We start from the raw sequence: 16,000 nt of genomic DNA on the forward strand, positions 1-16,000 counted from the left end.
CTTCTACGCCTACTCTCCCGGACCGACATCCGAGTTTGGCTCTGACGACTTCTCGTCTGGATGGAGGTAATCGTAAACAGTTTTCGCGAGCATCGGCCCGAAACCAGCCACTTCTTCGATCTGCTCGACGCTGGCCTTCTTCAGCGCCGCAACGGAACCAAAGTGCTTGACCAACTCACTGCGGCGTGCTGGCCCCAGCCCCTTAATGCCATCAAGCACCGACGAGCGCATGCGTTTAGATCGCTGCTGACGGTGATAATTAATGGCAAAGCGGTGCGCCTCATCACGAATTCGCTGGATTAGGTACATCGCTTCCGAATTACGCGGCAGAATGAGCGGCTCATCATCGTCGGGAATCCACAGCTCTTCTAAGCGCTTGGCAATTCCCACCAACGTCACATCGGTGACCTCGAGTTCATCGAGGACCGCCTGTGCGGCTGCGACCTGCGGTGCACCACCGTCGACGATGAACAACTGTGGCGGGTAGGCAAACTTGCGGTTACTCCGCGACTGCTCATCGACGGCATCAGTCGTCTCTTCGACGAACATCTCGCTTGCATCATCGGGCATGGCGAGCTTGTCCTCGTTATGGCGCAGAAAACGACGGCGCACCACCTCAGCGATAGAACCGACGTCGTCCGAGCGACCGTCACCCGCTGCATCTTTGATTCGGTAGCGGCGGTAGTCGGACTTCTTGGGCAATCCATCCTCGAAGACCACCAACGAGGCCACCACATCGGTGCCCTGAATATGCGAGATGTCAGTGCACTCGATGCGCAGCGGCGCTTCATCCATAAATAGCGCGTCCTGGAGTTCGGAGAGAGCCTGCGATCGAGTAGTTAGATCTCCACTTCGCTTTAGCTTGTGCTGGCGTAGCGCTTCAGCTGCATTTTTCTGCACGGTCTCCATGAGCGTCCGCTTGTCACCGCGTTGTGGGACGCGAATATCTACATTGGTGCCACGAATATCGGCCAAAAATGCAGTAACCTCGTCAAGATCGTCGGGCGTGGCCTGAACGAGAATTTCGCGTGGCACAACCTGGGCGGCAGTGGTTGATTCATCGCCGTCGACATCCGCGTGCTTGGCGGCGTCGCCATAGAACTGTGTCAGGAACTGCGTTAGCAGCCCACCCAAGCTGGGGTCGGTCTCTCCCTCTCGAAACTCCGTAGTCGCGTATTCGCCGGACTTCTCCACTACCCAGCCGCGCTGACCGTAAATACGTCCCGCCCGAACATGGAAAATCTGCACGGCCGCTTCCAGTTCGTCGGTTGCTAGCGCAATAAAGTCGGCATCAGCGGCGTCGGAAAGCACGACTGACTGCCGCTCCATGACCTTGTCGATGGCAGCGAGGTTGTCGCGCAGACTAGCGGCGCGCTCGAAGTCTAACTCGCCGGCAGCTTCCTCCATTTCCTTCTTCAAGCGCCTGGTGACCGGGCCCGTATTTCCCGACATGAAGCTGGTAAAACCACGGACAATTTCGCGGTGTTCCTCGGCACTGACACGGCCGACACAAGGCGCCGAGCATTTGTCGATATAGCCGAGCAAACAGGGCCGCCCCAGGGCTTGCTGCCGGTTGAAGACTCCCTTTGAACAGGTGCGGGCTGGGAAAACTCGTGTAAGCAAGTCGAGCGTTTCTCGGATAGCCCACGCGTGTGAATAAGGCCCGAAATAACGCACGCCCTTCCGGCGCGGTCCTCGGTAGAGAAAGAGCCGCGGGTACAGCTCTCCAACGCTGACGGCCAACATCGGATACGACTTGTCATCGCGGTACATCACGTTGAACCGCGGATTAAAGCGCTTGATCCAGGTGTACTCCAACTGCAGCGCTTCGACTTCATTGTGGACGACAGTCCACGTCACCTTCGAAGCGGACTGCACCATCTGGCGGGTGCGGGGATGAAGCCGAGTTAAGTCCTGGAAATAGTTAGACAAACGCGCACGGAGATTCTTCGCCTTGCCGACGTAGAGAACGCGCCCGGTTGAATCGAGAAAACGGTACACCCCCGGCTCCGTGGGAATGGTGCCGGGGGCGGGACGGTACTGAGAAGGGTCAGTCACTTACGGTGTCCTTAAAACGTGTCCTTGGGTTAGTCCTCCGGCATGAACTTGTCTTCAAGTTCACGGAACCGGCGGATGTCTTCCACGACGCGGCTGCCGTCGGCCGACTGGATCGCGAGCATCGGCACAAACTCAAAGTCAGGCAGCTCCAAGCGAGCCCAGCGGGACTTCTTTGGAAAACTCAGGCCGTAAATATCGACCCACGGGTAAAACTTCGCATTGAGTAGATTGCGGACTTCCACACCCCTGGCATTTACGCGAACGCGAGCCCGAGTCAGCAGCAGGATTACCCCGGCGATGATCAAACCAATCATTGGGAAAGCCAGCTGGTCGATAGCGGTCACCGAAGCTCCGGTGTTACCAAAGTCCACCACGATACCCATGAAGATATGGATAGCGAAAACCACAACTGCAGCGATAATCGCCCACAGACGCAGCTTTTGCGAGGTGATTTCCAACAGCCATTTGTCTTCGCTACCGGTGTCGACGGCAGTCGAATTGCTGTGGCGTTCGGAGTTACCCATTCTTACTCAGCTCCACCTTCACGAAGGGACTTCAACACTGCGACGGTGTGCAGCGCTGCGGCCATGGCCTCGCGACCTTTATTCTCCGCGGCGCCCTTACCGCCGGCACGATCAATTGCCTGCTGTTCAGTGTTGCAGGTCAGCACACCATTGCCAACTGGCGTTTCACAGTCCAGTGCGATCCGCGTCAGGCCCTCAGTCACCGAGTCGCAGACATAGTCGAAGTGCGGCGTACCACCGCGGATAACGCACCCCAGCGCCACCACGGCGTCGTGAGTTCGGGCGAGCTGTTGCACCACAACCGGAATCTCCAGAGCACCGACGACAGTCACATCCGTAACTACAGCGCCGACCTCCTCGGCCTGGGCCAGCGCTTCACGACGAAGCTGTCCAGTAATCTCCTCGTTCCAGTGAGAGGTGACCAGACCGACGGTCACACCAGTGGAATCGGGAACGGAAATTTCAGGAAGACCTGCGCCACTCATCTACTGTGCTCCTTCTGTCGAAATGCCGTGGGTCTCCATGTACTCATCCAACCAAGGGAGCTCATGGCCCATGCGTTCGCGCTTTGTCAACAAGTATTTCAAGTTATCCTCGTTGACCTCAACTGGCACCGGTACCCGGCGGCTCATCTCCAGTCCATAACCACCTAGGCCGGCACGCTTGGTCGGATTGTTCGTCAGCAGCGCCATAGTGGTGACTCCAAGATCCTGCAGGATCTGTGCACCAGTGCCGTACTCACGGGCATCCGACGGCAAACCGAGCGCGAGATTGGCATCAACGGTGTCAGCGCCTTCATCTTGCAGATGGTAGGCCTGCAGCTTCGGCATCAAACCAATGCCTCGGCCTTCGTGACCGCGCATGTAGAGGATGACGCCACGCCCCGCTTCGTGAACCATGCGCATGGAGTTGTGCAGCTGCTGACCGCAGTCGCAGCGGCGAGATCCCAGTGCGTCGCCGGTGAGGCATTCGGAGTGCACACGCACGAGGACGTCCTGACCATCGTTGGAAGACACATCCCCCACAACGAGAGCGACATGCTCGACACCGTCGATAAGGCTCCGGTACCCAATGGCACGGAACTCGCCGTAGTCGGTCGGCAGCTTGGTTTCGACAACGCGTTCAATCAAGTGCTCGTTGTGGCGACGGTATTCGATCAGCTGCTCAATGGAGATCAGCGCTAAATCGTGCTTGTCGCAGAAGCGACGCAGTTCCTCCGCGCGCGCCATACCGGTCGGGTCTTCCTCGGAGACAACCTCACACAGCACGCCGGCAGGACGAAGCCCTGCCAGGCGGGCGAGATCGACCGCAGCCTCGGTGTGGCCGGCACGGACTAGGACGCCACCATCGCGAGCTCGCAACGGGACCACGTGTCCTGGTCGGGTGAAATCGTGCGGGCTCGACGTGGGGTCAGCGAGAGTACGAATGGTGTTCGCACGATCTGTGGCGGAAATACCGGTCGTACCGGTGTTGGCATCCACGGTCACTGTGTATGCGGTACCGCGGGCATCCTCATTCTCTGACACCATCGGTGGCAGATTCAGACGCTCGCAGTCCTCGGCGGTCAGCGGCGCGCAGATGTAACCAGAGGAATAGCGAACCATAAAGGCAACAAGTTCAGGCGTTGCCTTCTCGGCGGCGAAGATGATGTCGCCCTCGTTCTCACGATCTTCATCGTCGACGACGACCACGGCCTTACCGGCTGCGATGTCCGCAATGGCCCGCTCTACAGAATCGAACTTAATCACAGTCTTGTAGCTTATCTTTCCAACATTTTCTCGACGTACTTGGCTAGCACATCGACTTCCAAATTGACCTTGGCGCCTACCGCGGTCGAACCAATAACGGAGTCCGTCAGCGTCGTCGGTATCAGGCTGACCTCAAAGAACCCCTCGCCTACTGCAGAGACGGTCAACGAAGTACCATCCACGGCAATTGAGCCCTTTTCCACGACATACTTGGAGAGATGCTCCGGCAGCGAAATCCGCACTACTTCCCAGCGCTCCCCTGGCGTGCGCGAAATAACCTCGCCGGTGCCATCGACATGTCCCTGCACGATATGGCCGCCGAGGCGTTGACCGACTGCGGTTGCACGTTCGAGGTTGACCTTGGAGCCGACCTCAACCTGGCCGAGGCTCGACCTAACCAGAGTCTCTTGCATGAGATCAGCGGTAAAGAAATCATCGCCAAACTCCACGACGGTCAAACAAACGCCATTGACAGCAATGGAATCACCGTGGTGCACGTCGTCAAGCACGGTGGTCGCGCGAATGGTCAGAGTAATGGAATCGGCTTCGCGGTGGATTTCGCGAATTTCGCCGAGTTCCTCAACAATTCCCGTAAACATAGTGGTCAGGAAAATCCTTTACCGTTTGTTATAAATTGAAAGATTTTTACAAAATTAACTCTAGCCGGTCTACCCGCGATCTTTGCCACTGCGGAGAGCCGTAATCAAAATGTCATCTCCCAGAGTCTCGACCGCGACGGTACGAAAGCGCGAGATGTCAGTGATGGTGGTCTCATGGTTGGCCGATGTCACCGGCAGACCAGCTCCGAGAAACGCCGGGGCAATGTAAGACTCAATCGCGTCGACAGCATCGGCTTCTAAGAAAGCGCTGGCGAGCCGTGGGCCGCCTTCTACCAGCACGTCAATAAGTCCCATATCCGCCATTGTCTCCAGCGCCACTTCCACATCGTGAGTGCGAATGTGGCGGAAGTTATCGCCGCGGATATTCGCATCGGCGGCGACCTCCGAGGTGCCGATCGCGATGCGCAGGGGTTGCGTTGACAGCTCCTCGCCGTCTGGTGTGCGCGCGGTCAATCGCGGATTGTCAGCGAGCACTGTTCCCGTTCCGACGACAATCGCTTGCCGACGTGCACGATCGATATGTACCCGTGCCCGCGCCTGCTCCCCCGTAATCCACTGCGAGGTGCGGTCGGTAGCGGCGGCGAAACCATCCAGCGTGCCCGCCGTCTTCAGCGTGATGTGTGGGCGCCGAGTGCGCTGCCAGTGTAACCATGGACGCAGATAGCCATCCGCCACACGATTGCGTTGGAACTCCTCGACCACGTCGATTCCCTTGTATCGCAACCACTCGCTGCCGCCAGCGGCCACGGGATTAGGATCGGCGACCGCAAATATGACGCGGGAAACTCCGGCTGCCGCAAGTGCCTCGGTGCACGGTGGTGTACGGCCGATATGATTGCACGGCTCTAGTGTGACCACTGCAGTACCGCCCTGAGCTCGTGCCCCCGCCATTTCTAATGCTTGTGGCTCTGCGTGTCGGCCACCTACCGGCTCAGTTCCGGCCACTCCTACCGCAATCCCTGCGGTATCGAGGATGACGCAACCAATCGGTGGATTGGGATAGGTGGTGCCCCGAACTCGCTGGCCGGCTTCTATGGCCAATGCCATAGCTTGAGCGTCAGTCAGCGGCTGTGCGGAGACGAGATCCGGAAACTGTGCCACCGTGCTTCACCGCCGTCTACTTAGTTGCAGCAGTAGTGGCCAATGCGCGCAGCTCATCGACAGCCGCCGCACGATCATCAGCGCCGAAAACGGCCGACCCTGCAACGAAGGCGTCGCAACCGGCGGCGGCAGCGGATTCGATGGTCTTGGCGGAGATACCACCGTCAATCTCGATCAGAGTATCCAGACCTTCGGCATCAATGCGCTGACGCAGCTTCTCGACCTTGGTTAGCTGATCCGGCATAAAGGACTGGCCCCCGAAACCGGGTTCGACACTCATGACCAGCACCTCGTCGAATTCGGCGAGGTGATCCAGCCACGGCTCAATTGGGGTACCCGGGCGCAGCGAGAACCCGGCCTTCACGCCCTGGGAACGAATGTGGCGTGCCAGTGCGATGGCATCGTCGACGGCTTCCACATGGAAAATAACGGAGCTCGCCCCCGCCTTAATGTAGGTGTCGACCCACTTCTCCGGGTTCTCAATCATGAGATGGACATCCAAGTACTTGTCCGTCACCGCAGCTACGGCCTCCAGCACCGGAGCGCCGAAGGACAGGTTGGGAACGAAGTGGCCATCCATGACGTCGATATGCAGCCAATCTGCATTGGCTACAGCCTCAACCTCGCGGTCGAGGCGAGCGAAGTCAGCAGCGAGAATGGACGGGGCAATAATTGGTGCGCTCATAACCTCTGAGCCTAGTCGTTCTTGCGCAAAACTGAGAAGAACATCGCATCGGTACCGTGGCGGTGTGGCCACATCTGCACAGATGGATACGGTCCGACATCAGTCATCGGCGCTACCAACTCGTGTGCATTCAGCTCCGTCACCGGCAATTCCGTCACTGCCCTATCGACAATGCCCCTGGTTTCCCGCAGATGCGGAGAACACGTGGAATAGACGATGATGCCACCCGGCCGTGCCAGACGCACAGCTTCACTGAGCAGTTCAAACTGCAGCGCAGTCAAGGAGTTCAGATCGGACGGCGACTTCCGCCAGCGCGCTTCCGGGCGACGGCGAAGCGAGCCCAAACCAGAGCACGGCGCGTCTACCAAAATGCGGTCAAAGCCTGCCTCCAGCCCGGTATCGCGACCATCCGCAACGGTTACAGTCACTGGCAGCCCGGCCGTGGCCTTCTTCACCAGTTCTGCGCGAGTCGCAGATACCTCAACAGCGTCGAGCTTCGCGCCCTCAATAGCTGCGATGCCGCCGATGAAAGCTGACTTACCACCGGGGCCGGAACACAAATCTAACCAGCGGCCGCTGTCTTCACCGGCAACGGGTGCCATGGTGACGGCACGCGCAATGAGCTGAGAACCCTCGTCCTGCACCGCAGCCAAGCCCTGTCGGACCGGCTCCAATTCTCCTGGGGCACCGGAATCCAAGCGCACGCAGTACGGCGACCACGGTCCCTCTTCACCGCCGGTGATCAGTGCCAATTCCTCAGCAGTAATCTCGCCCGGACGAGCGACCAAGTGCACCAACGGGCGCGCATCGTCGGCAGCGAGTGCCTGCTGCAGCTCACCGGCTTGTGCACCGAGTGCGCGGGCAAACTCCATCGCAATCCAGCGCGGGTGGGCATGCTTCATCGCTACGTAGCTAATCGGATCGGTCGCAGGATCCGGCGCGACCTCAGCCACCCATTCGCCTTCGGTCTTCGAGGAAACTTTCCTCAAAATGGCATTGACAAAGCCGCGCGCACCAGGTCCCGCTACCTTCGCCACCGCCCGCACCGAGGTATCGACCGCCGCGTAGGCATCGACGCGCGTACGCAGCAGCTGGTACGTGCCCAGGCGCAACACATCCATCACCGGTCCAGCAATATCGTTTAACGGGCGTGACGACGATGCCTCAATCACGGCATCCAACAGGCCTTCCGCCCGCAGTGTGCCGTACGTCAGCTCAGTTGCAAAAGCAGCATCCCGACCCTTGAGCTTGTGTGCCTTCAGCAACCTGGGCAGCAGCAGGTTCGCGTAAGCATCATTCTCGCGAACGTCGGCTAGTACCTTCAGTGCGACCTTGCGCGGTTGGTCAATGCCACCGCGATTGTCCCCACCTCTGTTGTCACGGTTACGGTTGCGGTCATTGCGGTTCTGTCCGCTGCGGTTGCCGCGCTGCCGTCCGCCACCGGTGTGGCGGGGTTTGTCGTTGCCCATTTACTCGCAGACCTTTCCGCCGGGTTGGCTACCTCGCGCCCAGTCGGACGCATCCATCATCTTCTTACCCTGTGGCTGCACCTTCACCAGCTGCACATAGCCATCGGCACAACGCACAGATACTCGGTGCTTCTCCACTACCAACTCACCCGGTGTGGCGGCTGCCGCCTCCGGAGCAGCTGCCTTTCGCACCTCGTCGACCGCGGCGCTGTCCTCGTCGGAAAGCGGGGTGAGCTCTCCGACCTTCAAACGTGCGCCGTCGAGAGTTGTCCACGCACCTGGGGCAGGCGTGAATGCACGAGCGCGGCGGTCAAGAAGATGTCGCGGCTGAGTCCAAACGATTCGGGCATCCTCCGGCCCGAACTTAGCGGCGTAGCTGACATCCTGTTCTGGCTGAGCGGTCGGACGCAACGCACCGGCTTCGATGCCGTCCATGGTGGCGGCTAGAAGATCCGCGCCGGAGTATGCCAGGCGGGTCAAAAGGTCGTCGGCATTATCGGTCGGGCGAATCGCTTCGGTGACGGTACCGAAAACTGGTCCGGTATCCAGACCCTTTTCAATCCGGAAAGTACTGGCACCCGTGACTTCATCGCCGGCAGCGATAGCTGCCTGCACCGGCGCGGCACCTCGCCAAGCAGGAAGCAGTGAGAAATGCAGATTGACCCAGCCGTGCGTCGGTACATCGAGCAATTCCTCCGGCACGAGATTGCCGTAGGCGACCACCGGGATGCAGTCGGCGTTTAATTCGCGGATCTGCTGCTGGATCTCTTCATCGCGCAGGGTCGTCGGGGTGAGCACGGGAATGTCGTGTTCCAAGGCCAGAGCCTTCACCGGCGAGGGCGAAAGCGACTTACCGCGGCCACGGCGGGCATCGGGGCGAGTGAGAACAGCGACGATTTCATGACGGGAGTCTTCGAGCAACTTCTTCAGTGCAACGACAGCAGGTTCCGGGGTTCCGGCAAAAATCAGGCGCACAGTAAGTGGATTCCTTCCTGGTGGACCTAGTTGTTCTAGTTAATCTAGTGATGAAACTCGGGGCGCCACACCCAGGGGTCTAGGCGCAGGTGAGTTAACCGCGGTTGAGGAACCAGTCCTGCTCACGCAGAGAACGCATCGCGGTCTTGCGCTCGTCGCCCTCGAGACGCTTCAAAAACAGCACACCATCCAGGTGGTCGCTTTCATGCTGCACACAGCGAGCCAGCAAATCATCAGCTTCGAAGCTCACCGGTGTGCCGTGGCGATCCTGGCCAGTAACGCGCACACGTGCGTGTCGAGTCACGGGTCCATTAATACCCGGGATAGATAGGCATCCTTCGATTTCGTGGACAGTCTCGTCGCCGATGGCTTCCCATTCCGGATTGACGATGTGCCCGCGGGTGCCGTTGCAGTCGTAGACGAAAACGCGCTGCAGCACGCCGACCTGGTTTGCCGCGAGCCCGACGCCCTGTTGCTCGTCCATCGTGTCGAACATGTCATCAATCAGGTGCGACAGCGTCGCGTCGAAATCAGTGACGGTATCCGCCTTGGACAGCAACACCGGATCGCCGAAAAGACGTACCTCACGAACTGCCATGAACTTAGAGCCTCCAAGAAAACTGGTGTGAATCAAGCGATAACGCGCTCATTTTAGCAGCTAGCCGAAATTAATCGGATCGACGACAACGCGCACCGGCGTCGGGTCCTTCCTGGTCGCTCGAACGACCTGTGCTGCCTTCAACGCCGCTCCCACCGCCCGTGCTTGCCGACGGTCACAGCGCACCAACATCCGCTGAATAGGTGTACCCGGTTCCACGCCTGCTGGTGGTCTGGCGTTGCGGGGAAGGTCTACCGGCCCCAGGATTTCCGCGCCCGATGGAACCTCCAGGGACTCCATGAAGTTACGCAGGCCCTCTTCAGTCCCGTCCACCGCTGCCACGTGAAAGGCCGGAGGCAGAGCGGCGGCTGTACGGTCGGCCAATTCCCTGTTCGCAGCGCCTACCGCGTCCCATGCCAGAAGATCGGCCACAGTCGGGACTGCAGCATCCGCATCGATAACCACTGCCCCTCCTCGCTCCCGCGGGCGCGCAAGCGTGACAGCTCGAGACCAATGCGCATAGGCCTCTTCATGAGCGCGCAAGTCCTGCCGGCCGAGCATCGCCCAAGTGTCCAGCAGCATCACTGCTCCGTAGCCCTCCGGCGCATAAGGCTCGGCTCCCGGCGTGGCCACCACGACCCTCGGGCCTTCGGGAATGTCGTCAACAATCCGTTCGCCAGAGGAAGCGGCGACTGGGAATGGACTGAAAATACGACCAAACTCTTCCGCCGTACGTTCACTGCCGACCACGACTGGCCGAATCTTGGTGGAACCGCAGCTATGGCAACGGTGGTGGATGTCGATGCGGCCACACCACCGACAGGTCGGCGGCGCCGGATCGTCCGGGTTATCGGACGGTGGAATTCCCAGTGGACCGTTACACCAGCGACAGCGCGCAGGAGCACCACAGGAACGACACGACAATGTCGGTACATATCCCTTGCGGGGTACCTGGACCAGAATCGGAAGCTCTTCGCGCAGCGCGGCTTTTGCCCGTCGAAAAGCGATGGCAGGAAGGCGTCCCCTACTGACGTCATCCGGGTCTTCGGAAGTGTCCGTGGAGGCAATCATCTCCGGCATGGATTCAGCCAGGGCGTCGGCGCCTGCAACCAGATTGTGCGCCCAACCTGAGGAGACCAGCAGCTGCACCTCTGCTGTACGGCTATACGATGCAAAAATAAGAGCGCATCCCTCCTGCGCACTTCGCGTGACCAGCACCTCGCGAGAGTGGACGTAGGGTGCGCGGGGGTCTACGAGGTTGTCATCGCCATCATCGACAATCACTGCTAAACGCAGATTCTGCACTGGGGCGTACGCTGCCGAACGCGTGCCGACGACTATGCGCCCCTGGCCGTGCAGGATATCCAGGTACCGGCGATAGCGGGACTCGGGCCCGAGACCAGCCCCGAGAAGAGTGAGCTGACGGGCAGAAATGAGCTCGCGAAAAGCGCTCTCGAAGCGCGCCTGCATGCGTGCGTCCGGCACAATGATGAGAACACCGCCACCATCGCGGGCGACCGAAACGCTGAGCGCGGCGAGCATGGCTGCCACCTGTTCCCCTGGAACTGGCTGCCACGCTGCGCGTGCCGGGGCGCCCTTGCGGACGGAATCGACAAAGGATTCGCCGAAGACATAGTTGCCCCAAGCGGAAAGATCCGGATCCTCGGTGGCAAGCTTTCCCAATTCCTCCCACGTCGGGGGCATGTTCTCCTTGCGGGCACGTTCGGCCCGTGCATGGCGGGTTGGGATGGCGGAGCGAATGATGTTTGAGCGTGTTGCGCCGTAATACTCCGCCAGAGAATCCACCAACCGTCGAAGCTGTGGCGGATAGACAACCTCAGTGCTGATGACATCCTTGAGATAGGACAGTTTGCCGTCGTGAGTGGGCGTGGCACAGCGCTCCAGCACCAGCGCATTGACCAATTGGCCGTGGAATCGAATCCGCACCCGGCAACCGACAACCGCTTCCTCCGCTAGCGCGCGCGGAACCAGGTAATCGAAGGGGCGATCCAACTGCGGCAGCCCCAAAAGTGGAAGCACCCGCGCGACTGGCAGCTTCTCAGCTGCGGCGGCGGGTGCGAAGGGGGCGTCGGTCATAGAGTCTTACTCTACTTCCCCACCCCAGGGTCATGCTGGCGGGTGGTGTTTATCCCAGGCCAGCGGCTGCGCGGAGCTCTTCAACACGGTTGAGTTGCTCCCACGGCAGGTCCAAGTCAGTTCGGCCGAAGTGACCGTAGGTGGAGGTCTGCGCATAAATCGGGCGCAGCAAGTCCAGGTCACGAATAATAGCGGCCGGACGAAGGTCGAAGACCTTGTTGATAGCCTCGCGGATGGCGTCGTTTGAAACGTGACCGGTGCCGAAAGAGTCGACGTAAAGGCCTACCGGGCGAGCGCGGCCGATAGCGTAGGCGACCTGAATCTCCAGGCGGTCAGCCAGACCCGCAGCCACGGCATTCTTCGCAACCCAACGGGTGGCATAAGCGCCGGAGCGGTCCACCTTTGACGGGTCCTTACCCGAGAATGCGCCGCCACCGTGGCGAGCCATACCGCCGTAGGTGTCGACGATAATCTTGCGGCCGGTCAGGCCGGCATCGCCCATCGGCCCACCGATAATAAATTGGCCAGACGGGTTGACCAGCAGCTTCGATTCATCGGTAACAAAGCGCTCGCGCAAGTTAGCGTCGTCGAGCACCCAATCGACTACGTGAGTCTTAATCTGCTCGGTAATCCACTCCTGGGTCACATCCGGGTCGTGCTGCGTGGACACCACAACAGTGTCCAAGTACACCGGGTTATTGTCTTCGTCGTAAGCGAAGGTGACCTGAGTCTTACCATCCGGTCGAAGCGATGGGACGATGCCTTCCTTGCGTACCTGCGTCAAGCGGCGAGCCAGGCGGTGTGCCAGCGCAATCGGTAGCGGCATGTACTCCGGAGTTTCGTTGGTAGCGTAGCCGAACATCAGCCCCTGGTCGCCAGCGCCCTTGAGATCTTCTGCTTCGACTTCGCCATCAGAGCTGCGTGCTTCCAGAGAAGTGTGCACACCGTCGTGAATATCTGAGGACTGCTCACCGATCGAAACGGAGACGCCGCAGGTCTTGCCGTCAAAGCCCTTTTCAGAAGAATCGAAACCGATCTCCTTCAGTCGACTCCGGACAATACCGGGGATGTCAACGTAGCTCTTCGTGCGAACTTCGCCAACAACATGGACTAAACCGGTAGTCACCACAGTCTCAACGGCGACCATCGATGCAGAATCCTGCGCGAGCATAGCGTCAAGGATGGAGTCCGAAATCGAGTCGCAAATCTTATCTGGGTGCCCCTCGGTAACAGATTCACTGGAAAACAGCCGAAGATTAGAGGCCACGAGCAGTACAACTTTCTTCTAGATCATTTCCCCACGCCTGCGGTGTCGCTGCGGCGTGGGTTTTCGTTTGATTCGATAATTATAGACCAAGCGGTTCAGTCGCCGTAGTAGGCACCGGCTACTCCGCTGGCTGAGGTTCCTGTCGCAGCTCGGAGACTGCATCCAAAATCGAACCGGCTACCGAGAACTTTGAGCCTCGCGGCACGTCCCACTGCTCGCCATCGAGAGACAACAACCATCCGACATTGTCCGTCGCACCGAAAGTTTGCCCACCTGAGACGTCGTTACACATGAGCAAATCGCAGCCCTTGCGCACAATTTTCTGCTTCGCAAGCTCGAGTGGCGTCGTCGTCTCGTCGCCGGTCTCAGCCGCAAAGCCCACCATCGTCGTGGTTGCCGGAATCTCGCCCGCTTTACGACGCTCCACAGTGGTAGCCAGAATGTCAGGGTTTTCTACAAGCTGGATGTTGCTCAAAGCGTCGTCTGCGACGCCCTTCTTCATCTTGGCCCCAGCGGTCGATGCCGGACGGAAGTCGGCGACGGCAGCGGCAAAAATGCAGACATCGGCCAACTTGGAGTGTTCGTGGGCGGCCTTGGCCATCTCCAAAGTGGAATCAACCTTTACAACATTCGCGCCCAGCGGTATCGGCAACTGATCTGTATGTCCTGCCACCACAGTGACCTGAGCGCCACGCTGTGCTGCCATCTCAGCTAGCGCGAAGCCCTGACGCCCTGAGGAGTGGTTGCCGATAAAACGTACCGGGTCGATAGCCTCACGGGTGCCACCGGCAGTAATCATGAAGCGCACGCCCTCGAAGTCGCGGCGGAAGTGGCGCGGATTCTCGACTGCCGCTAATGCCAGCGAAACTATCTGCTCTGGCTCCGGCAGACGACCTGGACCAGTGTCCTTACCAGTCAAACGGCCATGGGCCGGATCGAGGACAATAGTGCCATGGCGACGAAGAATCGCGACATTATCCCGCGTAGCTGGATGGTTCCACATCTCGGTGTGCATGGCAGGGGCCAGAACCACCGGGCAGGTCGCCACAAGCAAAGTTGCGGTGAGAAGGTCGTCGGCACGCCCGTGTGCGGCACGCGCCATAAAGTCGGCAGTCGCGGGAACCACGACGACGAGGTCGGCCTCCTGCCCCACGCGGACATGCTGAACTTCATCGACTGCGTCAAAAACCGTAGTCGACACCGGGTTCCCCGACAGCGCCTCGAAAGTAGCCGCACCTACAAAATTCAATGCGGACTCGGTGGGAACGACGCGAACATCGTGACCGAGTTCCTTGAAGCCACGAACAACGTGTGCGGCCTTATATGCAGCGATGCCGCCGGCAACCCCGACGACAACCTTTAAACATTCGGATACGTCAGCATTACCGGCGGCATGCATACAGATATCTCCCCTTAAGGAAATGCTCTAGCCCTCAGTGTGGTCCAGCAGACCAGCGTTAATTTCACGAAGAGCGATGGACAGAGGCTTCTCAGCGACCCCCGGAGTAACCAGCGGGCCAACGTACTCCAGCATGCCTTCGTCAATCTGCTGGTAGTAGTCATTAATCTGGCGTGCACGCTTGGCAGCGAAGATAGCCAGAGCGTACTTCGAAGAAGCCTTACCAAGCAGCTCATCGATCGGCGGATTGGTAATACCAATTGGCGGGTCGAACACTGCCTCGGTGGCGGTATTTTCCTGGGTCACGAGAAATCTTTCCTCAATAGAACGTGAGTTACTGGGGTGACAATAGAAACCGTCGGAGCAATAGAAACACCATTGCTTGGAAACGATTTCTACTATCGATGATGTGGAGTCGCCCTGTTACTTGCCAGTAGTCAGCGCCCGAGCGATGGCCGCCACAGCATCATCGACATTGTCGTTGACAACAACCTCATCGAATTCGTGCTGAGCATCCATTTCCACTCGCGCGGTTTCCAGGCGACGCTTGACTTGCGCCTCGGTTTCCGTGCCACGACCAGTGAGCCTGCTGACGAGAATCTCCCAGCTTGGCGGAGCCAAGAACAGCAGGTGAGCATTCGGCGCTACCTTACGGATGGAGCGGGCTCCCGCCAGATCCACCTCAACGAGTACCGGACGTCCCTCGGCGAGAGCTTTATCCACCGGGCCACGCGGCGTACCAGAACGCTGCAGACCACCGTGGATTTCAGCCCACTCGAGCATCTCTCCTGCATCAATATGCTGTTGGAACTTCTCCGGGGTCACGAAGAAATAGTCGCGGCCATCGACCTCACCCGGCCGTGCGGCGCGGGTGGTCATGGAAACGCTGAAGTACAGTCCGGGAACCTCGGCACGGAGCCGACTGACAACAGTGGATTTTCCCACACCGGCAGGGCCGGCAAGGACTACCAGCTGACCGTTTTCATTCCCGGCCACTGCGACTAGTCCTCCACTGCGTAGCCGAAGCGCTCCAGCAGAGCGCGACGCTGACGGTCACCCAGGCCACGCAGGCGGCGGGTCTGAGCAATCTCCAGGTCATTCATGATGTCCTGTGCCTTGACCTTGCCGACCTTCGGCAGAGCCTCGAGCAGAGCGGAGACTTTCATCTTGCCGATGATCTCGTTCTCGTCAGCCTGCTTGAGAACCTCTGGCAGGTCGATAGCGCCACGCTTCAGCTTGTCCTTGAGCTCTGCGCGTACCTTGCGGGCCTGAGCTGCCTTCTCGAGTGCTGCTGCACGCTGCTCCGGGGTCAACTGCGGAAGGGCCACGTGTTCCTCCGTAAAAATAGATTGGTTAGCTTCTTATTTACTTGCACGAGCCTCGCGTCCACCAAGGGCAGGCAACGACACCGTGCTTAACGATTGGAGACCGTACCGCACTTACCGGTTGTTGAGGCAAA

Annotated in this window: 16 protein-coding genes; all 16 read right to left on the reverse strand. The window is 59.4% G+C overall.

What is annotated here, in order from left to right:
- Positions 1-9 precede the first annotated feature (9 nt).
- The 16 genes from uvrC to mihF all read right to left on the reverse strand — a co-directional run bounded on the left by uvrC (position 10) and on the right by mihF (position 15,869).
- Entirely contained in the window at positions 10-2,058 is a 2,049-nt protein-coding gene (gene uvrC, locus ADM64_RS07210; RefSeq protein WP_049193720.1) for an excinuclease ABC subunit UvrC, read from the reverse strand.
- A gap of 29 nt (positions 2,059-2,087) precedes the next feature.
- A complete protein-coding gene (locus ADM64_RS07215) occupies positions 2,088-2,582 on the reverse strand; it encodes a PH domain-containing protein (protein WP_048731875.1) in 495 nt (164 codons plus the stop codon).
- Between the two features lie 2 nt (positions 2,583-2,584).
- The gene (gene ribH, locus ADM64_RS07220; RefSeq protein WP_049193721.1) at positions 2,585-3,067 is read right to left on the reverse strand and encodes a 6,7-dimethyl-8-ribityllumazine synthase; all 483 of its coding nucleotides are present in this window, start codon (positions 3,065-3,067) and stop codon (positions 2,585-2,587) included.
- A complete protein-coding gene (locus tag ADM64_RS07225; protein ID WP_016422725.1) occupies positions 3,068-4,330 on the reverse strand; it encodes a bifunctional 3,4-dihydroxy-2-butanone-4-phosphate synthase/GTP cyclohydrolase II in 1,263 nt (420 codons plus the stop codon).
- Between the two features lie 11 nt (positions 4,331-4,341).
- A complete protein-coding gene (locus ADM64_RS07230) occupies positions 4,342-4,929 on the reverse strand; it encodes a riboflavin synthase (protein WP_049193722.1) in 588 nt (195 codons plus the stop codon).
- 69 nt (positions 4,930-4,998) lie between these two features.
- The gene (ribD, locus tag ADM64_RS07235) at positions 4,999-6,051 is read right to left on the reverse strand and encodes a bifunctional diaminohydroxyphosphoribosylaminopyrimidine deaminase/5-amino-6-(5-phosphoribosylamino)uracil reductase RibD (RefSeq protein ID WP_016422723.1); all 1,053 of its coding nucleotides are present in this window, start codon (positions 6,049-6,051) and stop codon (positions 4,999-5,001) included.
- A 16-nt stretch (positions 6,052-6,067) separates the two neighbouring features.
- Positions 6,068-6,736, reverse strand: coding sequence for a ribulose-phosphate 3-epimerase (gene rpe, locus ADM64_RS07240; protein ID WP_016422722.1), 669 nt, complete (start codon positions 6,734-6,736; stop codon positions 6,068-6,070).
- Between the two features lie 11 nt (positions 6,737-6,747).
- Positions 6,748-8,205 (reverse strand): RsmB/NOP family class I SAM-dependent RNA methyltransferase, encoded by a 1,458-nt coding sequence (locus tag ADM64_RS07245; protein WP_016422721.1) that lies wholly within the window; start codon positions 8,203-8,205, stop codon positions 6,748-6,750.
- Positions 8,206-9,180, reverse strand: a complete 975-nt coding sequence (gene fmt / locus ADM64_RS07250; protein WP_016422720.1) for a methionyl-tRNA formyltransferase — start codon at positions 9,178-9,180, stop codon at positions 8,206-8,208.
- A gap of 94 nt (positions 9,181-9,274) precedes the next feature.
- A complete protein-coding gene (gene def, locus ADM64_RS07255) occupies positions 9,275-9,778 on the reverse strand; it encodes a peptide deformylase (RefSeq protein WP_016422719.1) in 504 nt (167 codons plus the stop codon).
- 60 nt (positions 9,779-9,838) lie between these two features.
- Positions 9,839-11,875 (reverse strand): primosomal protein N', encoded by a 2,037-nt coding sequence (locus ADM64_RS07260; protein ID WP_049193723.1) that lies wholly within the window; start codon positions 11,873-11,875, stop codon positions 9,839-9,841.
- Positions 11,876-11,924: 49 nt separating this feature from the next.
- Positions 11,925-13,142 carry a methionine adenosyltransferase gene (gene metK / locus ADM64_RS07265; RefSeq protein ID WP_049193724.1) on the reverse strand — a complete coding sequence of 406 codons (1,218 nt, stop codon included), beginning with the start codon at positions 13,140-13,142 and terminating at the stop codon, positions 11,925-11,927.
- A 118-nt stretch (positions 13,143-13,260) separates the two neighbouring features.
- Positions 13,261-14,541 (reverse strand): bifunctional phosphopantothenoylcysteine decarboxylase/phosphopantothenate--cysteine ligase CoaBC, encoded by a 1,281-nt coding sequence (gene coaBC, locus ADM64_RS07270; protein ID WP_016422716.1) that lies wholly within the window; start codon positions 14,539-14,541, stop codon positions 13,261-13,263.
- Positions 14,542-14,568: 27 nt separating this feature from the next.
- Complete coding sequence (rpoZ, locus tag ADM64_RS07275) at positions 14,569-14,847, reverse strand: DNA-directed RNA polymerase subunit omega (RefSeq protein ID WP_005510796.1); 279 nt, start codon at positions 14,845-14,847, stop codon at positions 14,569-14,571.
- Between the two features lie 117 nt (positions 14,848-14,964).
- Complete coding sequence (gene gmk / locus ADM64_RS07280; RefSeq protein ID WP_016422715.1) at positions 14,965-15,537, reverse strand: guanylate kinase; 573 nt, start codon at positions 15,535-15,537, stop codon at positions 14,965-14,967.
- Between the two features lie 5 nt (positions 15,538-15,542).
- Positions 15,543-15,869, reverse strand: coding sequence for an integration host factor, actinobacterial type (mihF, locus tag ADM64_RS07285; RefSeq protein ID WP_016422714.1), 327 nt, complete (start codon positions 15,867-15,869; stop codon positions 15,543-15,545).
- Positions 15,870-16,000 lie beyond the last annotated feature (131 nt).

Source organism: Corynebacterium sp. 401_CJEI (genome assembly GCF_001076435.1).
Lineage (GTDB): Bacteria > Actinomycetota > Actinomycetes > Mycobacteriales > Mycobacteriaceae > Corynebacterium > Corynebacterium jeikeium_D.